The 18,768-nt window shown below is 39.6% G+C and carries 23 protein-coding genes; 5 read left to right on the forward strand and 18 right to left on the reverse strand.

Features of this window, described 5'->3' with window-relative positions; translation table 11 throughout:
• Positions 1-157 precede the first annotated feature (157 nt).
• From NSR00_RS06755 to NSR00_RS06795, 9 genes are all read right to left on the reverse strand, one after another.
• Positions 158-1,462: a pyrimidine-nucleoside phosphorylase gene (locus NSR00_RS06755; RefSeq protein WP_311066294.1), complete on the reverse strand. Its 1,305-nt coding sequence runs from the start codon at positions 1,460-1,462 to the stop codon at positions 158-160.
• Between the two features lie 15 nt (positions 1,463-1,477).
• Positions 1,478-2,296: a purine-nucleoside phosphorylase gene (locus NSR00_RS06760; protein WP_327873321.1), complete on the reverse strand. Its 819-nt coding sequence runs from the start codon at positions 2,294-2,296 to the stop codon at positions 1,478-1,480.
• Positions 2,297-2,299: 3 nt separating this feature from the next.
• Entirely contained in the window at positions 2,300-3,490 is a 1,191-nt protein-coding gene (deoB, locus tag NSR00_RS06765) for a phosphopentomutase (RefSeq protein ID WP_327873322.1), read from the reverse strand.
• Positions 3,491-3,589: 99 nt separating this feature from the next.
• Positions 3,590-4,483 carry a site-specific tyrosine recombinase XerD gene (gene xerD / locus NSR00_RS06770; RefSeq protein ID WP_063388336.1) on the reverse strand — a complete coding sequence of 298 codons (894 nt, stop codon included), beginning with the start codon at positions 4,481-4,483 and terminating at the stop codon, positions 3,590-3,592.
• A 6-nt stretch (positions 4,484-4,489) separates the two neighbouring features.
• Positions 4,490-4,717, reverse strand: coding sequence for a YqzK family protein (locus tag NSR00_RS06775; protein WP_063388337.1), 228 nt, complete (start codon positions 4,715-4,717; stop codon positions 4,490-4,492).
• A gap of 107 nt (positions 4,718-4,824) precedes the next feature.
• Complete coding sequence (fur, locus tag NSR00_RS06780) at positions 4,825-5,283, reverse strand: ferric iron uptake transcriptional regulator (RefSeq protein ID WP_311066296.1); 459 nt, start codon at positions 5,281-5,283, stop codon at positions 4,825-4,827.
• 111 nt (positions 5,284-5,394) lie between these two features.
• Positions 5,395-6,033, reverse strand: a complete 639-nt coding sequence (spoIIM, locus tag NSR00_RS06785; protein ID WP_066247667.1) for a stage II sporulation protein M — start codon at positions 6,031-6,033, stop codon at positions 5,395-5,397.
• A gap of 96 nt (positions 6,034-6,129) precedes the next feature.
• Entirely contained in the window at positions 6,130-7,299 is a 1,170-nt protein-coding gene (locus NSR00_RS06790) for a TIGR00375 family protein (protein WP_311066297.1), read from the reverse strand.
• Entirely contained in the window at positions 7,296-7,850 is a 555-nt protein-coding gene (locus NSR00_RS06795; protein WP_063388341.1) for an NUDIX hydrolase, read from the reverse strand. The genes NSR00_RS06790 and NSR00_RS06795 overlap by 4 nt, the downstream gene beginning before the upstream one ends.
• A gap of 78 nt (positions 7,851-7,928) precedes the next feature.
• Here NSR00_RS06795 and mciZ point away from each other — a divergent pair, with 78 nt between their 5' ends.
• Together mciZ and NSR00_RS06805 are read left to right on the forward strand one after the other, a co-directional pair.
• Positions 7,929-8,108: a Z-ring formation inhibitor MciZ gene (gene mciZ, locus NSR00_RS06800; RefSeq protein ID WP_145976098.1), complete on the forward strand. Its 180-nt coding sequence runs from the start codon at positions 7,929-7,931 to the stop codon at positions 8,106-8,108.
• Between the two features lie 5 nt (positions 8,109-8,113).
• A complete protein-coding gene (locus NSR00_RS06805; RefSeq protein WP_311066299.1) occupies positions 8,114-9,034 on the forward strand; it encodes an aldo/keto reductase in 921 nt (306 codons plus the stop codon).
• A gap of 264 nt (positions 9,035-9,298) precedes the next feature.
• On the opposite strand, the gene NSR00_RS06810 is transcribed toward NSR00_RS06805, so the two are convergent.
• On the reverse strand, positions 9,299-9,904 hold the full coding sequence (locus NSR00_RS06810; protein WP_327873324.1) for a TetR/AcrR family transcriptional regulator: 606 nt from the start codon (positions 9,902-9,904) through the stop codon (positions 9,299-9,301).
• A 170-nt stretch (positions 9,905-10,074) separates the two neighbouring features.
• On the opposite strand from NSR00_RS06810, the gene cyoE reads away from it, so the two are divergent.
• Complete coding sequence (gene cyoE, locus NSR00_RS06815) at positions 10,075-10,992, forward strand: heme o synthase (RefSeq protein ID WP_340787753.1); 918 nt, start codon at positions 10,075-10,077, stop codon at positions 10,990-10,992.
• A gap of 402 nt (positions 10,993-11,394) precedes the next feature.
• Here cyoE and NSR00_RS06820 read toward each other — a convergent pair whose 3' ends face one another.
• The 4 genes from NSR00_RS06820 to NSR00_RS06835 form a co-directional block, all read right to left on the reverse strand.
• Positions 11,395-11,574 carry a DUF3886 domain-containing protein gene (locus NSR00_RS06820; protein ID WP_340787755.1) on the reverse strand — a complete coding sequence of 60 codons (180 nt, stop codon included), beginning with the start codon at positions 11,572-11,574 and terminating at the stop codon, positions 11,395-11,397.
• Positions 11,575-11,608: 34 nt separating this feature from the next.
• Positions 11,609-11,851 carry a DUF2552 family protein gene (locus NSR00_RS06825; protein WP_063388346.1) on the reverse strand — a complete coding sequence of 81 codons (243 nt, stop codon included), beginning with the start codon at positions 11,849-11,851 and terminating at the stop codon, positions 11,609-11,611.
• A 10-nt stretch (positions 11,852-11,861) separates the two neighbouring features.
• A complete protein-coding gene (locus tag NSR00_RS06830; RefSeq protein ID WP_066247658.1) occupies positions 11,862-12,185 on the reverse strand; it encodes an iron-sulfur cluster biosynthesis family protein in 324 nt (107 codons plus the stop codon).
• A gap of 208 nt (positions 12,186-12,393) precedes the next feature.
• The gene (locus NSR00_RS06835; RefSeq protein ID WP_340787758.1) at positions 12,394-13,176 is read right to left on the reverse strand and encodes a class I SAM-dependent methyltransferase; all 783 of its coding nucleotides are present in this window, start codon (positions 13,174-13,176) and stop codon (positions 12,394-12,396) included.
• Positions 13,177-13,578: 402 nt separating this feature from the next.
• Between NSR00_RS06835 and NSR00_RS06840 the strand changes: the two genes are divergently transcribed.
• Both NSR00_RS06840 and NSR00_RS06845 read left to right on the forward strand, forming a co-directional pair.
• The gene (locus NSR00_RS06840; protein ID WP_130157798.1) at positions 13,579-13,950 is read left to right on the forward strand and encodes an iron chaperone; all 372 of its coding nucleotides are present in this window, start codon (positions 13,579-13,581) and stop codon (positions 13,948-13,950) included.
• 22 nt (positions 13,951-13,972) lie between these two features.
• Positions 13,973-14,344, forward strand: a complete 372-nt coding sequence (locus NSR00_RS06845; RefSeq protein ID WP_130157796.1) for an iron chaperone — start codon at positions 13,973-13,975, stop codon at positions 14,342-14,344.
• Between the two features lie 478 nt (positions 14,345-14,822).
• Here the strand turns inward: NSR00_RS06845 and NSR00_RS06850 are convergent, their stop codons facing one another.
• The 4 genes from NSR00_RS06850 to NSR00_RS06865 form a co-directional block, all read right to left on the reverse strand.
• Positions 14,823-15,152: a YolD-like family protein gene (locus tag NSR00_RS06850; RefSeq protein WP_340787760.1), complete on the reverse strand. Its 330-nt coding sequence runs from the start codon at positions 15,150-15,152 to the stop codon at positions 14,823-14,825.
• Positions 15,153-15,190: 38 nt separating this feature from the next.
• Positions 15,191-16,447 (reverse strand): Y-family DNA polymerase, encoded by a 1,257-nt coding sequence (locus tag NSR00_RS06855; protein ID WP_340787763.1) that lies wholly within the window; start codon positions 16,445-16,447, stop codon positions 15,191-15,193.
• A gap of 339 nt (positions 16,448-16,786) precedes the next feature.
• Complete coding sequence (locus NSR00_RS06860) at positions 16,787-17,581, reverse strand: SDR family NAD(P)-dependent oxidoreductase (RefSeq protein ID WP_094246172.1); 795 nt, start codon at positions 17,579-17,581, stop codon at positions 16,787-16,789.
• On the reverse strand, positions 17,582-18,550 hold the full coding sequence (locus NSR00_RS06865; RefSeq protein WP_130157794.1) for an MBL fold metallo-hydrolase: 969 nt from the start codon (positions 18,548-18,550) through the stop codon (positions 17,582-17,584).
• Positions 18,551-18,768 lie beyond the last annotated feature (218 nt).

Consider the following 18,768-nt stretch of genomic DNA (forward strand, 5'->3'; position numbering starts at 1 on the left):
TAACTGCAATCTAATCTAATGAAATGTAAAAGACTCTAAAAATGAAATGAGAATGAATTTTTTACTGGTAAAATTATCTGTATAAAACCCATTTTTTCCAATTATTAAAAAGTTATACAAAAAAAGAATCGGGATTACCCGATTCTTTTTTTCTTTCCTAATTTGTTATTGTTTCATAAATAAGGACAGGCTTTTTTGTTTTGTTTTTCGAAATTTTAATGCTGTAGTATAAAGTTTGTTTCACCTTTTCAATATCTTGTTGATTGCTGTAAATCGTAACGAATGTTTCTCCCTTTTTTACGTAATCGCCTATTTTTTTATGGAGGATGAGGCCGACTGCCAAATCAATTGCAGCATCTTTCGTCGCTCTTCCGGCACCAAGCCACATGGCGGCAGTCCCGACTGCATCAGCTGCAATTTCGTTTACATAGCCTTCTTCTTTCGCCTTTAATTCGAATGTATACGAAGAATGCGGCAATTTTGATGGATCGTCCACAATTGAAGCATCTCCCCCTTGGGCAGAGACAAATGTTTTAAAAGTCTCTAAAGCTTTTCCGGAAGCAATGGATTGCTCGAGCAGTTTACGCGCTTTTTCTAAACTGTCTGCTTTTTCCGCCATATACACCATATAGCTGCCAAGCGTTAAACATAGTTCAGTTAAATCTTCAGGACCTTCACCTTTTAATGTATCAATCGCTTCTTGGACTTCAAGAGCGTTTCCGATCGCAAACCCTAACGGCTGACTCATATCGGAGATCACGGCAATCGTTTTTTTGCCGACGTTTTCCCCTATTTTCACCATCGCTTTTGCCAGTTTTTTTGATTCTTCTATATTTTTCATAAAAGCGCCCGATCCGGTTTTAACATCTAAAACAATGGCATCCGCTCCGGCAGCGATTTTTTTGCTCATGATGGAGCTGGCAATAAGAGGAATACTGTTAACCGTCGCTGTCACATCTCTTAATGCGTACAGTTTTTTATCAGCGGGAGTTAAATTCCCCGTTTGTCCAACGACTGCAATTTTATTTTGATTGACTAAATGGACAAACTGTCGATTGTCTATTTCAACATGAAACCCCGGGATCGATTCTAGTTTATCAATCGTTCCGCCGGTATGGCCAAGACCTCTTCCGCTCATCTTGGCAACAGGAACACCAGCTGAAGCCACAAGCGGCGCAAGCACCAACGTAGTTTTATCGCCAACTCCTCCGGTCGAATGCTTATCCACTTTTATTCCTTTAATTTCACTAAGATCGATCTTTTCTCCAGAATCAACCATCGCCATTGTGAGCTCCGCCATTTCCTCTTCCGTCATCCCTCTAAAAAAAACGGCCATGGCGAAAGCGCTCATTTGATAGTCCGGAATCTCCCCGGCCGTATATCCTTCAATGATATAACGGATTTCTTTTTTTGTGAGCGCTTTCCCATCCCGCTTCTTCTCTATTAAATCGACCATTCGCATGCAAATCACCTTTTTCTACATTTTGGCTACGATGGATTTTACTAGCGCTATAAAATCAGCCCGAACCATTTCCGCCGTTTTCATGACTTCTTCATGCGTCAAAGGCTGTTTTAAAATACCAGCCGCCATGTTCGTAATACATGAAATGCCAAGCACTTTCATTTTGACTTGATTCGCCACAATTACTTCTGGAACTGTTGACATGCCAACTGCGTCTCCCCCGATCGCTCTTAACATCCGTATTTCAGCCGGCGTTTCATAGGACGGTCCAGTATTGGCAACATAAACCCCCTCTTTTATTTCGATGCCAAGCTCTTTCGCTGCTTCTTTTGCCAGCTGGATTAGTTTGCTATCGTACGCTTCCGACATATCGGGAAAACGGTCGCCAAGCTCAGGGCTATGTTCGCCAATTAAAGGGTTTTGTCCCATGTTGTTAATATGATCGGTAATCAGCATTAAATCACCTGGCTGATATGACTGATTGATCCCTCCGGCTGCATTTGTCACAATTAAGGAATGAATACCCAGCGCCTTCATGACTCGCACAGGAAATGTCACTTGCTTTACACTATACCCTTCGTAAAAATGGAATCTGCCTTGCATGATCGCTACTGTTTTGCCATTTAGCTCCCCAATTACGAATTGGCCTTTATGCCCTTCAACAGTGGAAACCGGAAAATAAGGAATGTCGCTGTATGGAATGGTTACAGCATCCTCCACTTCTTCAGCGAGAACTCCTAAACCTGATCCTAGAACGAGACCGATCTCTGGAGTTTGTTTGCATTTATCTTTTAAAAATTGAGAGGCCTTTTCAACTTCTTCCACAATTGACATTGATCAATCCCCCTGCTTCAATTCTGTTAAAAAGCTTGTTCCGTAATTTGGCATTTGCACGCTGAAATTTTCTGCAATGGTGGCTCCTACATCTGCAAATGTTTCTCTGATTGGCAGTTCTTTTCCTTTTGTATAGGTTGAATTATAAACTAACAGCGGAACATATTCTCTAGTATGATCTGTACCGTGATGAAGAGGGTCGTTTCCATGGTCTGCTGTGATGATGAGCAGGTCTTCTTCCTTCATTTTTTCGAACACTTCAGGAAGACGAGCATCGAATTCCTCAAGCGCTTGTCCATACCCTTCAGGATCTCTTCTATGGCCGAATTTTGCATCAAAATCGACAAGGTTCAAAAAGGAAAGACCTGTAAAATCCCGGTCGAATGTTTGGATCAATTTGTCCAATCCATCCATATTCGACTTTGTCCGGATTGCATCTGTAATGCCTTCGCCGTCATAAATATCGGAAATTTTCCCAAGGGCAATTACATCAAATCCTCCGTCCTTCAACTCGTTCATAACTGTTCGGCCGAAAGGCTTTAAAGCATAGTCATGCCGGTTGGCAGTCCGTTCAAAATTCCCCGGCTCCCCGACAAACGGACGAGCTATAACTCGCCCAACCATGTACTTTTCATCCAAAGTCAGTTCGCGGGCAATTTGACAAATTTGATATAATTCGTTCAGAGGAATGACTTTTTCATGTGCAGCAATCTGTAAAACAGAGTCTGCCGACGTATAGACAATGATGGCTCCTGTTTTCATATGTTCTTTTCCAAGCTCTTCTATAATTGCCGTACCGCTTGCCGGCTTATTGCCAAGCACTTTTCGCCCGGTTCTTTTTTCAAGCTCCTCTATCAGTTCTTCTGGGAAGCCGTCTGGAAATACTTGAAAAGGAGAATCGATTTTTAACCCCATCAGCTCCCAATGACCAGTCATCGTATCTTTTCCTGCTGAAGCTTCTTTCATTTTTGTATAGAAGGCGAGCGGCTTGTCTGTCTTTGGAACACCTTTTATTTCACGTATATTCCCCAATCCGAGCTTCGCTAAATTCGGCAAATGCAAACCGCCGAGATGTTCAGCGATATGGCCAAGCGTGTCAGCACCTTTATCGTTATAAAGCTCTGCATCCGGTGCTTCGCCGATTCCAACTGAATCCATTACAATTAAAAAGACGCGTTTATATGTATGCTGCATGTTAAATTCCTCCTGCCATTTGAAAGCGGTGATGATTATATTTTTTCCTAATGCTTGCCGAAACAGACGAGCAACTTGATTTTTAGCATGACGATGGCATTAAGCACGGGGGTGGTACATTTTATATACATCTTTTAAACGTGTTTTTGTCACATGAGTATAAATTTGCGTGGTTGAAATATCAGCATGACCTAGCATTTCTTGCACCGCTCTTAGATCAGCGCCGTTTTCAAGCAGATGGGTGGCAAAGGAATGTCGCAATGTATGAGGAGTCAATTCTTTTTGTATTCCTGCTTTAACCGCAATCGATTTTAAATTTTTCCAAAATCCTTGGCGGGAAATTCTTTTTCCATGATGGTTTAAAAATAAGGCATCCGTTTTATGCTTCTGTCTTACAAGCTTTGGCCGGCCCTTTTCCAAATATTCCTCCAGCGCTTTTGTTGCTTTTTCTCCAATCGGAACGAGCCGTTCTTTTTTCCCTTTTCCGTAGCAGCGGATAAATCCCATGATCAAATGGACGTCTGAAAGATTCAAATGAACCATTTCACTCACCCGAATACCTGTCGCATATAAAAGTTCAAGCATTGCTTTATCTCTATATCCAATCGGTGAGGTCAGCTCAGGCGTTTCAAGAAGCCGCTCCACTTCCTCAAGAGACAGCACTTTCGGAAGCTTCCGTTCAATCTGCGGTGTTTCAATATGGACGGACGGGTCTTCATCCGCAGCTTTTTCCCTTAACAAAAATTGATGGAAAGCGCGGATTGAGGCGATATGCCGGGCGATTGTCTTGCTGGATTTCCCTTGATCTTTCAAAAAATGCAAATATTGCAAAATATGATAGCGTTGAATATTTTGCACTTCTTGAATATTCAGTTTTTCGTTCAAAAATTGCTTGTACGATTTCAAGTCTCGCTCATATGAAACGATCGTATTGTTCGCAAGTCCTCTCTCAACGGTCAAATAATGAATAAAATCTTGGATATGATCGTTCAATCTTCTCTACTCCCCGTTTAAATAAAAGAATATTAAGCGATTCAGCCAATTATCGTTCTGTTCTTCCACAACGCTTGTCACCTTTACGGCAGATCCTTCAGGCTCGTCATAGCGATGGTAATCTTGATATTCCAAGTTAACCCATATAATAGCATAGTAGAACAAAATCGTAAATCCTGTAAACAAGATAAAAATTTTAAGCATATTCTTTACGGTTTTCGTCCATTTTTCCATGTTCGTCCTCCACAAGGCCATATTTTCTTATATTTAAAGATATGACCGTCTGGACAATCTTTATACGTATATAATATAAAAAAACCTTTCCCCTCGCGGAAAAGGCTTTATTCTTTCTTGTTATCTTCTTTTTCCTGACAGCGGTGGCATATGCCGTGAAAAGTTAGACGATGATCTTTAATTTTAAACTTCCAATCTCGTTCGACAATTTTTTCAACATCTTCTAATAAATCTTCCTGAATCTCATCAACGGAACCGCATTCCATACATACGAGATGATGGTGAAAATGAGCGGCTCCTTCCCTGCGCAAATCATATCTGGAAACCCCGTCTCCAAAGTTTATTTTATCAACAATTTTCAGCTCAGTTAACAATTCCAGCGTTCTGTACACTGTTGCGAGCCCGATCTCAGGCGATTTTTCCTTAACGAGGAGGTAAACATCTTCGGCACTTAAATGATCCTCTTCATGTTCAAGCAAAACACGAACGGTTGCTTCCCTTTGCGGGGTTAATTTATAGCTTGAAGAATGCAACTGCTTTTTTATACGCTCTATGCGGTTTTCCATGACACTTTCCCTCCCTCGCCGCATTCCTCATATATTATAACAAAATAAAAGAAAGTGTCCAACTGAAATAATTTTAAATTAAAAAATAAAATTTATATTAAATAATAATTATTATTTATAAATAAAATCGATCGTCCCTCTCATCAGGATCGGGGAAACATATGCTTCTAACATTGCAGCGAGCAATATAACGGCGATCAAGCAAGAAAATGTGACTGCATAGCCTGCAAACATTCTAAACGGCTGATCGTGGAACTTTTTTACAAAAAGCTGTCTAATGAGCTTGAAGGAAAAAGAAATTGCCGATGCGCTCATAATAAGAAACACAGGTATCAGCAGCAAATTTTGCGGCAAAACGGAAACGAATGACAGCAAAAATCCGCCCCATTTCATTTGATTTACTAAAAATCCGACTGTAAATCCAACGACCATTCCTTTTAAAAATAACATGATAAAAATAATCGGCAGACCAATGATCGAAATGCCTAGAAGCCACATAAGCCCTACATATTTTGTATTGTGGAAAAAACTTTGCTTGAACATTTCAAACGAGCTGGCAAGTTTTCCGTCCGATACTTGTCCAAAAAACAGGTTTAAATAATAATACAGATCTTCTTTTTGCGTAATGCTCATGCTGTTTACGATGATTGCGCCAAAAATTACTCCCATTATGAACAATATAAGCACAAATAAATAGACGGTTGATTGATCTTTCAATTGTTTTAGTAAAAAACGCTGAATATTCTGCATATCCTATCCTCTCCTGTCTTTCTTTACTAGATTGTATGAGAGAACGGATGGTACATATTCGTATTTTTACTAGAAAAAAAGAAAAGGCGCGAAAATTTACGCACCTTCCACTTTTCCGTATTTTCCTCCTCCCCCTGATTGCACATAAAGGGTGCCTTCTCTTGCCGAGATGATGGAAGCGGCGATTTTTTCCGGAACCACTTCGACAAGATCGGCGTACGGAACTTTGTGTAAAATATTCATTTCCGTTCCAAAATAATGCTTTAATTTTTTTAATGTTTTAGGGCCAATGCCAGGCAGAAAAGCTAGCGGGACTTGATGAATATAAGGGGGCCTTTTCTCCACATGATTTGTTTTATCCCCCAGTTCTTCAACCCGCTGTTTTACACCTTTTGTAATTTTTACTCCTCCGCATATTTGACAGCATCCCTCATCTGTCAAGCCTACTGTTTTTTGGCACGCTTCACAAAACGTTTCGTAATACTTTCCAAGTTTCGGGTTTAATCCGTAATTCGCCTCAATTTTTCTGTCGTTTTCTTTTTTGATCGCCATCACCAATTCCTGAAACGTCGGCGCTTTTAACAACAACTTCTGATATTCCCGCCCGATTTTTGGCAATGAATGGGCGTCTGAGTTCGTTAAAAATGGATAGGAAGCTAGTTCACGAATACGGCTTGCCATGTTAGTATCGCTGCTCAAACCGAGCTCGACCGCATCGATGAGTGTTTGATCAAAAACTTCTGTCAAGCTTCGCTGAACCCCTTTTCCGTACAAGCTTTTAAAAGGAGTAAAAATATGCGCCGGAATGAACAATCCGTCCAAGCTCTTCACTTTATGCTGAAGTCTTTTCCCTTCAACATATACCCGTTGAGAGCTTAAATGAATATTTTTTAAATGGGAGCTGAGCCAATGGGAAAATTCCTTCATCTTTTCTAAAGTCGGCATAAAGCATAGAACATGGATCGGCCCATTGCAATGTTCATCAAATATTTCAAGCTCCGTACCTAAAATAAGTGTCGAATTTTGATAGCGGACTCCCCCTTCCATTAATTCCTCATACTTTCCCCTTCTGATGCCATCTTCAATTTCCTTGATTACTTCGGGGACATGGCAATCAATGATGCCAATTATATCCATACCTTTGCTCTCAGCTGCTTCTATAAAAATATTTTCAAGCGTCAGCGACTTGGCCCCCGTAATCTTTACCGGTTTTCCTGTATTTGTTCTGCCAATATGAATGTGCAAATCTGCGAAAAAAGCGTTCATATCTCCTCACTCAATTGTTTTAATGTTAAATATTGAACTGCATAAGCAGTTTTTGCATCGTAAATTTCTTTTTCTTCTATCAATTTTCTCGCTTCCTCAAGGGTTACTTCCAGCACCTCGACAAACTCGTCTTCATCCAAACTCGCTTTATTTTCCAGCTTTATCAATCCTTCAGCTAAATAAAGATGAACGAGTTCATCAGCAAAGCCCGGTGAAGTATAAAACGAAATGACATGTTTTAATGATTCACATCCATAGCCCGTTTCTTCTTCCAACTCTCTTCTTGCTGTGATTTCAGGTGACTCCCCTTTTTCAAGCTTTCCGGCAGGAATTTCCACAAGCTGGCGTTCTAAAGCTTTGCGATATTGTCTCACCATGACAATTTTCCCTTCGTTTGTAATAGGAATCACGGCAACTGCACCCGGATGCTTCACGACTTCACGTTTCGCATTTTCTCCGTTTGGGAGACGGACATCTTCCACATATACATCAATAATCTTCCCTGAAAAAATTTTTTCCTTCGCAATCGTTTCCTCGTTTAAACGGTTCATATATTCAACTCCTGTTCTATTATCCAATCATTCTTCATACATTCTACCATAATTAAAAAGGAGGCGGAGCGATTGCTCATGTATCGGAATTATAACCGGGTCGTGATGATCGGAAAGCCGAAGGAAATTGCTTACAGCTTAAAGGAAGCCGCAAAACGATATAAAACAGTCTATGAATGGCTTCATCATGAATATGAAACATTTGCTTTTTCAAAAAGTTTATACTACTTTCAAATTAGAAGAGAAAAAGAGAGGTGATCTTTTTGAAAAAGCGCAGATTAGGAACATCCGAGCTGTATGTGAGCGAAATCGGTCTTGGATGCATGTCGCTTGGCCGCGACGAAAAGCATGCGCGTTCGCTGATTGACCAAGCTCTTGAATTGGGGATTAATTTTTTTGATACAGCAGATCTTTATGATCAAGGCCTGAATGAAGAATTTGTCGGAAGGGCTCTTAAATCGCGTCGAAACGATATCATTTTAGCAACAAAAGTAGGAAATCGGTTTGAAGTTGGCAAAGACGGATGGTGGTGGGATCCATCCAAGAAATACATAAAGGAAGAAGTGAAAGAAAGCCTCAGACGGCTGGGTACAGATTATATCGACTTATATCAGCTTCACGGAGGAACAATCGACGACCCGATCGATGAAACGATTGAAGCGTTCGAAGAGTTAAAGCAGGAAGGCGTCATCCGCTACTACGGCATTTCTTCGATTCGGCCGAACGTTATTAAAGAATGGTTGAAACGCTCCAATATCGTTTCAATCATGATGCAATACAGCCTTCTTGACCGGCGCCCAGAAGAATGGTTTTCTTTGATTCAGGAGCATAACGTTTCTGTTATTGCCAGAGGGCCGTTGGCTCAAGGCCTCTTGACAGAGCGCCCGCTCGAAAAAGCCTCTGAGCGCGTCAAGAACAATGGGTATTTAGACTACACGTTCGATGAATTAAAAGAAGCTTTGCACAGCATCGATTCAGCATGCCCGGATCGCACTCGGACGGAAACAGCCATAAAATATGTTCTTCATCAGCGTGTTGTAGCCTCCTGCATTGCCGGAGCGAGCAAGCAAGAGCAGCTGCTTGAAAATGTCCAAGCAGCGAAAGCAAAAGATCTGCTGGAAGAAGAATACGAAGCGCTTATAAACGCAACAAAACAGTCTCTTTATACAATCCATCGCGATTAAAACAGGCGGGGACGATCCCCGCTTATTTATTTTCGGATTCACATGACTGTTGAAAATTCAATTTATCTATCCAGTTGATGTTCCTACCGAAACGGATGGGATTCGCACGATCGTGTTGCAATCTCAATGGCTAAACGATTGTTCATAGCACATAAACCGGATTTACAACTATATGTATCGGTTCATTGAACAGCGCCGTCCATTCCTATCTTGAAAAATTTTTGGACTAATATATTTTGAAATCCGTTTAAGCTTGAATATTTTCTAATGAGGGGATCTAAGCAAATTTTGCAGTGCTTTTCCATATAAATGAAGGGGCACACGGTCTTCGCTAATATAATAAAATATCGCTAAACCGTTTTCTAACGAAAGAATAGTCCATGCTATTTCATCCGCAGATAGAGCAGAATCGTTATTCTCTTTCGACTTCAATTTTTCAATCGCCTTGGAAATTTGTTGTACCGCTTCCGTTATCATGTCAGACCATTTTCGGCGTATCGATTCTTCACGCATCGCATAAAGAAAAAATTCCATGTTAAGCATGCTCCACGTTCGATTTTTCTGCCTAACTGACAGGAAATATTCATCCATCGTTTCGATAAAATGTGAAAGCGAATGCTGTCCGTCTATGACTTGAAGAATGTTGTCTACATGCAATTGCATTTGTTGCTCCAAAATAGCTAAAAAGAGCTCTTCTTTGGAACGAAAATGGGCATATACCGCCCCTTTGCTAAATCCGGCATGTTCTGCAATTTTATCAACAGAAGCGCCGTGAAAGCCGAATCGAGCAAAGATTTCAACAGCTGACTCTAAAAGTAATTGCCGCGTTTCTTTTTTTCGCTCCTCTTGGGTTAATCTTCGTCTGACCAATTTGCTATCCTCCCTCTCTCTTGACAATCATACCATATAGCATTAACATACCAAATAGTATATAAATTCTAATCAGTATACAAATTATAATTTCTCATTATGCTGGACGCAACTATCAACAATGTCCTCCTAGATTTATAGATCATGAGTGAAAAAGGAAGAGGGGAAGAATGCGAAAAGAAGAAAGCCTTACAACACAGAAACCAACTTTGCCCCAAATTTTGGCTGAAACTTGTAAAATTGGAATTATTCAATCAAATCTCGTTCCGATGTTGGCTGGATTGACATTGGCATTGTATACGTATCAGATCAGCCTGTTTGAGAAATTGCCGGAAATGTTATTTGCTTTGATTGGATCGATTTTCGTAATGGGGGCAGCTGGAGCTTTTAACAACTTATATGACCGAGATATAGATTCTATCATGGAAAGGACGAAAAACAGACCGACTGTGACAGGAGCAATAAAGCCTAAAACAGTATTATGGCTTGGAATCTGTATGTCTATTTTAGGAATTGCAGCTCTTGCATTAACAACTCCTCTAGCAGCATTCCTAGGGTTTCTAGGTTTGTTTTTTTATGTTGTCCCATATACGATGTGGAGCAAGAGAAGAACAATTTATAATACGGAAATTGGCAGTATTTCTGGAGCAATGCCCCCTCTCATCGGATGGGCTGCTGTTCATCCGGACGTGACACATCCAGCCATTCTTGGTTTGTTTGTGATTTCAATTATTTGGCAAATGCCTCATTTTTATGCTATAGCTATTCGCAAGCACGATGAGTATAAGGCTGCGAAGGTCCCTATGCTCCCAGTTGTCAAAGGTGTTAAAAGAGCATATATACAAACGAATATTTATTTAATTATTTTAATTGTAGCAAGCTTTCTTTTTGGGCCTTTAAGCCTCGGTCTTATGCTAGTAGCCCTTCTTTTAAGCGTTCTGTGGCTTATGTTAAGCATTTTCGGCTATAAAAAGATGGATTCAGAGAAATGGGCAAAATCAATGTTTCTTTATTCTCTGTTTCATATGACAATCTTATTTTCAACTGTCATTATCTATTCTCTTGTGGGAATTCTTTTTCATTTATAAAAGAAAGTGTTTCTAAACAAATTCATGGCGGCATAATAAATGTTGGGAATTAAGGGGCTGTCCGATGAGTTCCTAAAATGAAGGATCGGGGAAAAATACTACTGTGAAGGACAAAAATAATCGAATAAAATTTGTAAATGTCCTTCATAGAGGCAATGAAGTCCAACAAGAAGCAGTTGTATATGCTGAATGTCCGTCATACAACTTTTGAAGAACCTAATGAAGAAAAAAAGCATAAGAAAAGTCCTTCATAAGACTTCTGGAGGATATAAACAAGACAGGAAAAATGGTCTATCCGATAAGTCCCTAAAATGAAGGGGCTCCAAAAAGTCAGTGAACCCTGACTTTTTGGACAGCCTCCTTTCCAGCTTTTTATTTAAAATCTTCCCATTTCAAGTCGCTTTATGCGAGCAATTCAGCAAAGCTTTTCTGTTTTTCCCGCTTTTGTTCCTCTTTTCTTTTACGCTCCAATTCCAGTTTTTTTAATTTCTCCTTTTCTTCTTCAATTTGCTTCTTCATATCTATAAGCTTTTTCGCTTTTTCTTCGCCGATCTGATCTTTGAGATTCCATGCATCTTTCATATTTTTTCCCTTCCTTTGACCAATGCATGCTTTTTTATCCTAATACATCGTGAATATTCTGCATGTTTTTTTCCATCCATGCAATTGCTTCATCGATCGTGGCAAACTCTTCCGCTTCAAACGTCATTTCATCTTGAATCAGCCACACATCCTTTTTTTCATATCCCATTCCTCCTACAGACCAATGCAGAAGGGTGTACGGATGATTGTCATGGAGAAAGGACACCCATGTTTTATTTAAAGCAATGTTCTTTAAAGAAGCTAGACGTTCCTTCAATTTTGTTCCCTCATTTCACAATGCAGCTCATTCTTGGATTGTAAATTTGCATTGGACTTTTGAGCATGAATATTTGTTTTTGCCCGTGATAATCGATTTGCAATTCATCATCTAAAAAAACAAGCTTTGATCGCTCCACGTACACCGGGACAAAATTTGTATCAATTTTCATATCATCCTCATCAAGATCTTTCACAAGCCAAAGAACAGTAACACCGCTCATGACACAGCCGCAGCCATCTGTATCATATTTCAGCTTTATATAGCGGTTTTCGTTCATTTCCAATATCTCTTTAAGTTTTGCTTTCGCTGCGTTTGTAAACGAAATGTTCATAGGCTAAAATCATCCTTTTTTAATTTTGCCTCCATTCTATCATATTTTAGCTCTCTCCGCTTATTGAAGCAGAATGAACATAACCGATTAACGTTTTTTAAACATTTATAGAGAAATATTGACAAACTATTAGCCGGGTTAGTTGAATAAAGTGTTGTTTTTATTTGTAAGAAATCAGCGTTATTTTCACAAGCAAATGATGACACGTCTATTTTCTTCCAATCAATATCATTGCATTCCCTAATACTTTTTTGTTCAATAAAAGCTTTGGCAGTTTCATTACTTTAGCGAGTTTGTAGCTTTTCAATTCAGATACACCATGTTTCTTTAAGGAATTTAAGAGCTCTTTTTCATCCCCAAATATTTTTTCATCCATAAACAAATCTAAAAAGACAAATCTACCACCAGGTTTTAACACTCTTAATGCCTCTTTCATTACTTCTGTTTTATTTCTTTCATCTTTAACTTCATGAAATGTTAGACAACTTACAATTATATCGAATTCATCATTTTTAAAAGGCAGTTTTGTGGCACTTGCTTTCAGAAAATTTATTCGATCAGAAACCCCTTCAATTTCAGCGTTTCGTTGGCATTGATCTTTCGAATATTCCCAATCGTCGCCCCAATAATCAATTCCAGTTAATAGGGACTCAGGAAAAGCCTTTGCAAGTTTTATAATCAGTGAACCGCTGCCTGTTCCTATATCCAGTATTTTTCCTTGCCCATCCCAATTCACCTTGGCAACAATTAAGTCATGTATTTTTGACTGATAATTTCCCCCAAATGCTGCGAATTGGTAATAAGAATAAGAAAGGATAAATGCAATATAAATTAATGGTAACGCTATAATACCTGACAAAACTCGCAGATATAAATTAATAGGTAAGAATGTCAACAAAATGAATAAAAGTGAAAAAAGCAAAAAAATTAGTAGTTTATTCATTCGAATCCAAGTTTGATACCTAGCATTTGTTTTCAAGTTATCAGCCATCCTTAAATCATAAACTGATTACCGTAGCAATTCGGTCATTGAATTGCTACGGCTCGTGTAGTTGACTAGCGAAAAGATACAGCATAAATTAAACTAATATTCATTTAATTTGGTGCTGTATCCTTTCCTTCAGTTTAAGTAAATTGTTTCACAATATCATGGTTTTATCAATCTTTATTATAAATAATCAAGTTTTGCTTTAAATGGTCGAACCTTTTTTTAACTCTACATTCGGATGGAAAATTTCAAAACTAATTTGCATTTTAAGCCATTTTGACTATTCAGGTTGTAAAATATATAGTGGAAATAGGTGTCGTGTTCTGAGCGGTTCTGTGAGGAGTTTTAACGACGAATGGGTTTGAGGAACTTCTCTGAACGATTTTTATTTTAGGAGGAAATAACATGGAAGTTTTTGCAAAATATTTAGCAGGTATCGATAACCCCGACCACCGCGACCGAACAGAGGAAATTTTGGCGTGGGTTGCCAATAAATTTCCAAATTTGAAACCGCAAATCAAGTGGAACAAACCCACATTTACCGATCACGGCACATACATCATTATGTTTGCCGCAGCAAAGAATCATTTGAGCATTTTACCCGAAGAAAAAACAATGGTGCATTTTGCTGATGAAATCGTTCAAGCTGGCTACAGCGCTTCTTCACGCTTGTTCCGAATTCAATGGTCTGAACCAGTTAATTACGAATTGCTTGAGAAAATAATTGAATTTAATATCAAGGATAAGGCTGAGAATTCGAATTTTTGGCGGAAATAGCATAATATCGAAGGAGGAAGACATGGAAGTTTTTGCAAAATATTTAGCAGGTATCGATAACCCCGACCACCGCGACCGAACAGAGGAAATTTTGGCGTGGGTTGCCAATAAATTCCCAAATTTGAAACCGCAAATCAAGTGGAATACGCCAATGTTTACCGATCACGGCACATTTATCATCGGCTTTTCCACAGCGAAGCATCATTTGAGCGTTTCACCTGAAGAAAAGACAATGATGCATTTTGCCGATGAAATCGCCCAAGCTGGCTACAGCGCTACCAAAGGCTTGTTTCGAATTCCGTGGAATGAGCCGGTAAATTACGAATTGCTTGAGAAAATGATTGAATTTAATATTCAGGATAAAGCAGACTGTTCAACTTTTTGGCGGAAATAGAATAGGATAGCCCTTAGAAAGCCTGTGAGGGCTTCTGAGAGGCTTTAAGAAGTTGATAGCTACAAAAACGCTTTTTCATGCCCCAACACTCTTGTTGTGGACGCCCTGACACAGCTAATGTCAAAGCTTTTTTAATAAGTGTAAATTATTACAGGAGCTAAGAAAATAATTCTCTTACTTATTCCAGAAAATGACCCTATAGTGGCAGAGTGAAACTTAATTGTTTTTAGTTAACCGTGAATTTCACTTATTCACTAACGGGTGCTTTTTTAGTGAAAGAAAAATTAATTGATTTTAAGATTGAGATTATGTTTTAGTTATTCCATTATAGGGCGCCGCCGGGCGCACGCAAAAAGCCCAATTTCTCAAATTTTTAGAAATTGGGCTGTTAATTATCGTCATTTTCTAAGCGTTGTAAATCTGCATTTTCCTGACCTTACGCTACCCCTATTAAATTTGTATTTCTAATGCTGTTTTCTTAGTATTGCTCAATTTCAATAATATCTCCTAATTTTAAAACATGTTTTTTAGTCAAGTAATCAACAATTCGTAATTCTCTTTTTAGCTGATCGATATAATGAATATTGCCGACAAGCTTCTTTATTTCACCTTTTTGATAATAGGTGAATTGTAGAGTAATGTTCTCTTCCATAGCCTCACAGATAACTTCATTAAATTCTTCATATTTTTGTTCATCTAAAACCGGTTTTTCGACTTTATCTAAACTTTCATTGTATTCCCTTAGTAATTTCACATGCTCGGGCAGCATCATAGCTGTCCATTTTATGCCTCCACGATCCTGAATCATTGTTTATCCCATCCTTTGCTTTCTTTTCTTCATATTCGTTACGCATAATGCCCGCCGATCAGCTTGTTGCGGTGAAGACTCGTTCCTGCCTTCGTATACGAAACAGCGCGCAGCAGTGCATTGGAGCCGTGCTTGTTCCGAATCGCATCCATTACATATCCTAAACGATGCTCTTTTATGCGGTTCGGCCTAAACAAATCAAGCTGCATGCCGCTGTCTTTTTCCACGTTGGAAAGAGAGATGGAAATTTTTCTGACTGTCTTTCCCTCATAAAAACGATCAAACAGCGAAAGGCAGGCTCGATAAAGATCCATCGTAATATTTGTTGAGACATCCATCGTTTTTGAACGGTAAAATCCTCCTCCGCCTTCCTTTTGGCTGTAGCCGATTCCAAGGCTGATTGTTCTCCCCGCCATCCGGTGTTCCCTCGCTCTTTTTGCCACTTCCTCGCACATTTCTAAGATGACGCATTTCACCTCTTCGGGGTCCGGATAGTCGCGAAGCAATATTTGATTTTTTCCAAAACTGATTTGCCCCAGCATAATCGGAGAGCCTATGTCGGAAAGATCTATTCCCCATGCGTGGTAATAAAGCTGATTCCCCATGACGCCGAACTTCTTTTCAAGGAGCTCTAACGGATAATTTGCGAGCTGACCGACTGTAAAAATTCCCATTCGATTTAACGTTTTTTCAAGTCTTGCCCCAATCCCCCACATCTTACGCAACGGCTTGATGCTCCACAGCTTCGTTTTGACATCATCATACGTCCATTCCGCTATACCTTTCTTTTTCGCCTCCAAATCTAGACAAAGCTTCGCCATCAATATGTTTGGACCGATCCCGACCGCACATGGGAGAGAAAATTCATTTCGTAAATCTTCCACAATTTTTTCGGCCAGACTATGCGCATCCCCCCAAAGTCTTTCTGTTCCATCTGCAGTAATAAAACATTCATCTACGCTGTAAACATGGATGTTTTCTTTCGGAACATAGCGGTTCAGCAGCCGAGTAATTTCAGCAGAAATCCGTAAATACGTCGCCATTTTCGGAGTGATGAGGCGGATGCGGGGGTCGTTTGGAATTTGAAATAAGCGGGATCCGGTTTGAATTCCGAAATCTTCCTTCAGTTTTGGTGAAGCGGCCAATACAATGCTTCCTGTCCGCTCTTTGTCCCCAACGATAGCAATGTGGGCTGTTAAAGGATCAAGCCCAAGTATGACCGCCGCACAGCTCGCATAAAAGCTTTTCATATCGATGCATAATATATGCCGGTTTGGAAACGATTCATAATTCATTCCATCATCCCCTCATGAGAATGTATGTTCGGTTTTATTTTATTTTTATTGTATGGGAATATACGTTCGGTTTCAATGGGAATTTGCGCCATTTTTCGCGGTACAAAAGGAGCATAACAACGAAGTACGGCATCGAAAAACAGATATTAAGCTTGGAAAGCTTATTCAAAATACAGCCGCGTTTTTTAGAAGATTTAAGTTGGAGACAAATCGGTGAAAGAGCTGAATTTTTTATCAAAATAAAAAGACGCTTGACGCGCCTTTTCAGAAGTGAGAGCGGAGATTTTAGCGAAAAGTCCGCCTTAAGCTTTCTGTTCATTTCCTGCATAATGCTCCCGGTCATTTTTGCCGAAACAAATTTCCGGCAACTTTTTCAAATAGGGAGGGCATGAGACGATAAACAAGCCCGCCAAGCTCCATCCAAACAGGCATATTAATTTCCCGTTTATTTGTCAGCATCACGCTCACGATTTTTTGTGCAACAGCTTCCGGATTAAGCATCCAGCGTTGGACGTTTTTCACATAATCCCCTGACGTATCGGCAAGATTGAAAAAATCCGTTTCAATTGGACCCGGATTGACAGATGTTACAAAAATCCCGCGGTCCGCCACTTCCATCCGCAAGCTGTTCGTAAAGCCTAAAACAGCATGTTTTGTAGCAGAATAGATGCTTGATTTCGGAGTAGCTATTTTGCCAGCCTGAGAGGCGACATTAATAATATGCCCTTCCCGTTGGGCCAGCATCTTCGGAAGAACCAGCTTTGTCGCAGCAATTAATCCGAACACATTTACTTTAAACATTTGCTGCATCTCTTCGAATGTTGCTTCCTCTGCATTTCGAAAAATACCAAAACCAGCATTATTGACTAAAACATCCACTCGGTCAAAATTCTCTGTGATGTCCGTAAATACTTCGGAAACTGCGTCAAGGTCACTGACATCCAGTTCGTAATATGTACAAGAAATAGAGTGAGAGGCTTGAAGCTCATCCGAAAGTTTCTTGAGACGATCCTTCCTCCTAGCCAGCAAAACTAAATGTCCACCGCTTTCTGCAACGATCCTTGCGATTTTTTCCCCGATCCCGCTCGATGCCCCCGTAATAACTACCAATCGATCTTTAAGCCGCGAATTCATTTATTTGTCACCTCTTCGTTGCGCGGAAAAAAGTAAAACGCCATTTTCTATTCTTTTGTTAATTTTTCCATATTGTTCTAAATAATCAAGCTGAGCAACAGTTTCTGATATAGCAAATAAAAGCTCTTGTTGATAAGCAGACGGAAAAAGAAGCTTGCAAAGAGCAAACACCGTCATTTCCTGTTTTTCTAAATGCTTTAATACGGTGAGCGCGCGTTCATGCTGTTTGTCTAAACGGTTCCGAATCAACAGGTGAGGATCGAAAAATTCATCTTTATGACCCGGAAAGACAACAGAAATCGGAATATGCAAAAGCTTTTTCAAAGATTCATTATATTGCAGCTGAGGTTTTGGACGCTCTTTTCCTTCATACGGCATTTCAAGAACAGGATTGGAGGAAATGGTTTTCAGCAAATGATCGCCGCCGATCATTCGGCAGTCTTCCTCATTGTACAAAACGATATGGCTTTGGGCATGTCCAGGAGTCTCAATGACTGTAAACCCAGGCATCCCGTCTATTTCATCTCCTTCTTGAATGGAGGAGGTCAGCGGATGATTGCGTGGATATAAGGAAAGATCAAGATGATCTAAGTGTGACGCAAACGACTCCGGGACAGCAAACTGCTTCAATAATTCTAAAAAAAATTCCTTTTGCCGATCAAAAAAACGCACATCATGAGAAAGCCAAGGAGCAAGCAAACGATGGCCCAAAACACGAAGATCGCCATCAAAAAAATCGAGCAAACCGATATGGTCAGGATGATGGTGGGTAAGAATGACTTGCTCAATATCCTCAGGCACAAGCCCTATTTCCTTCAGCTTATGTTCAAAAACTCTCCACGCTTCCTCCGTTTTCATCCCTGCATCCACTAATGTCAATGCGTCCCCTTTTACAACATACACGTTCACATCTTTAATCGGATAAGGTATAGGGATCGTTATTTTATAAATTGCATCTTTGCTGAACATTTTTGCAAACCGCCTTTAATTTTTTAATATAACTTATTTTACACATGATAAATCAATTTGTCATTTTATTCGAATAATTCATAAGTATACTTGACAAGCCGTTGGAACTGATAAAAAATTAATTCTACAACGCTTTTAGAATTTAAGGCAGGGAAACATTTCATCATACAAGCCCATCCAAAGCATGCGCTTCTGTTGCTTAACAGATGAATGGTAAA

Source organism: Aeribacillus sp. FSL K6-8394 (assembly GCF_038008865.1).
GTDB lineage: Bacteria > Bacillota > Bacilli > Bacillales > Aeribacillaceae > Aeribacillus > Aeribacillus composti.

Bases quoted from the DNA above. Each gene is read 5' to 3' on its own strand.
- NSR00_RS06755 (WP_311066294.1), bottom strand. From the start codon at position 1,462: ATGCGAATGGTCGATTTAATAGAGAAGAAGCGGGATGGGAAAGCGCTC.
- NSR00_RS06760 (WP_327873321.1), bottom strand. From the start codon at position 2,296: ATGTCAATTGTGGAAGAAGTTGAAAAGGCCTCTCAATTTTTAAAAGAT.
- deoB (WP_327873322.1), bottom strand. From the start codon at position 3,490: ATGCAGCATACATATAAACGCGTCTTTTTAATTGTAATGGATTCAGTT.
- NSR00_RS06775 (WP_063388337.1), bottom strand. From the start codon at position 4,717: ATGGAAAAATGGACGAAAACCGTAAAGAATATGCTTAAAATTTTTATC.
- fur (WP_311066296.1), bottom strand. From the start codon at position 5,283: ATGGAAAACCGCATAGAGCGTATAAAAAAGCAGTTGCATTCTTCAAGC.
- spoIIM (WP_066247667.1), bottom strand. From the start codon at position 6,033: ATGCAGAATATTCAGCGTTTTTTACTAAAACAATTGAAAGATCAATCA.
- NSR00_RS06790 (WP_311066297.1), bottom strand. From the start codon at position 7,299: ATGAACGCTTTTTTCGCAGATTTGCACATTCATATTGGCAGAACAAAT.
- NSR00_RS06795 (WP_063388341.1), bottom strand. From the start codon at position 7,850: ATGAACCGTTTAAACGAGGAAACGATTGCGAAGGAAAAAATTTTTTCA.
- mciZ (WP_145976098.1), top strand. From the start codon at position 7,929: ATGTATCGGAATTATAACCGGGTCGTGATGATCGGAAAGCCGAAGGAA.
- cyoE (WP_340787753.1), top strand. From the start codon at position 10,075: ATGCGAAAAGAAGAAAGCCTTACAACACAGAAACCAACTTTGCCCCAA.
- NSR00_RS06820 (WP_340787755.1), bottom strand. From the start codon at position 11,574: ATGAAAGATGCATGGAATCTCAAAGATCAGATCGGCGAAGAAAAAGCG.
- NSR00_RS06830 (WP_066247658.1), bottom strand. From the start codon at position 12,185: ATGAACATTTCGTTTACAAACGCAGCGAAAGCAAAACTTAAAGAGATA.
- NSR00_RS06835 (WP_340787758.1), bottom strand. From the start codon at position 13,176: ATGGCTGATAACTTGAAAACAAATGCTAGGTATCAAACTTGGATTCGA.
- NSR00_RS06840 (WP_130157798.1), top strand. From the start codon at position 13,579: ATGGAAGTTTTTGCAAAATATTTAGCAGGTATCGATAACCCCGACCAC.
- NSR00_RS06845 (WP_130157796.1), top strand. From the start codon at position 13,973: ATGGAAGTTTTTGCAAAATATTTAGCAGGTATCGATAACCCCGACCAC.
- NSR00_RS06850 (WP_340787760.1), bottom strand. From the start codon at position 15,152: ATGATTCAGGATCGTGGAGGCATAAAATGGACAGCTATGATGCTGCCC.
- NSR00_RS06855 (WP_340787763.1), bottom strand. From the start codon at position 16,447: ATGAATTATGAATCGTTTCCAAACCGGCATATATTATGCATCGATATG.
- NSR00_RS06860 (WP_094246172.1), bottom strand. From the start codon at position 17,581: ATGAATTCGCGGCTTAAAGATCGATTGGTAGTTATTACGGGGGCATCG.
- NSR00_RS06865 (WP_130157794.1), bottom strand. From the start codon at position 18,550: ATGTTCAGCAAAGATGCAATTTATAAAATAACGATCCCTATACCTTAT.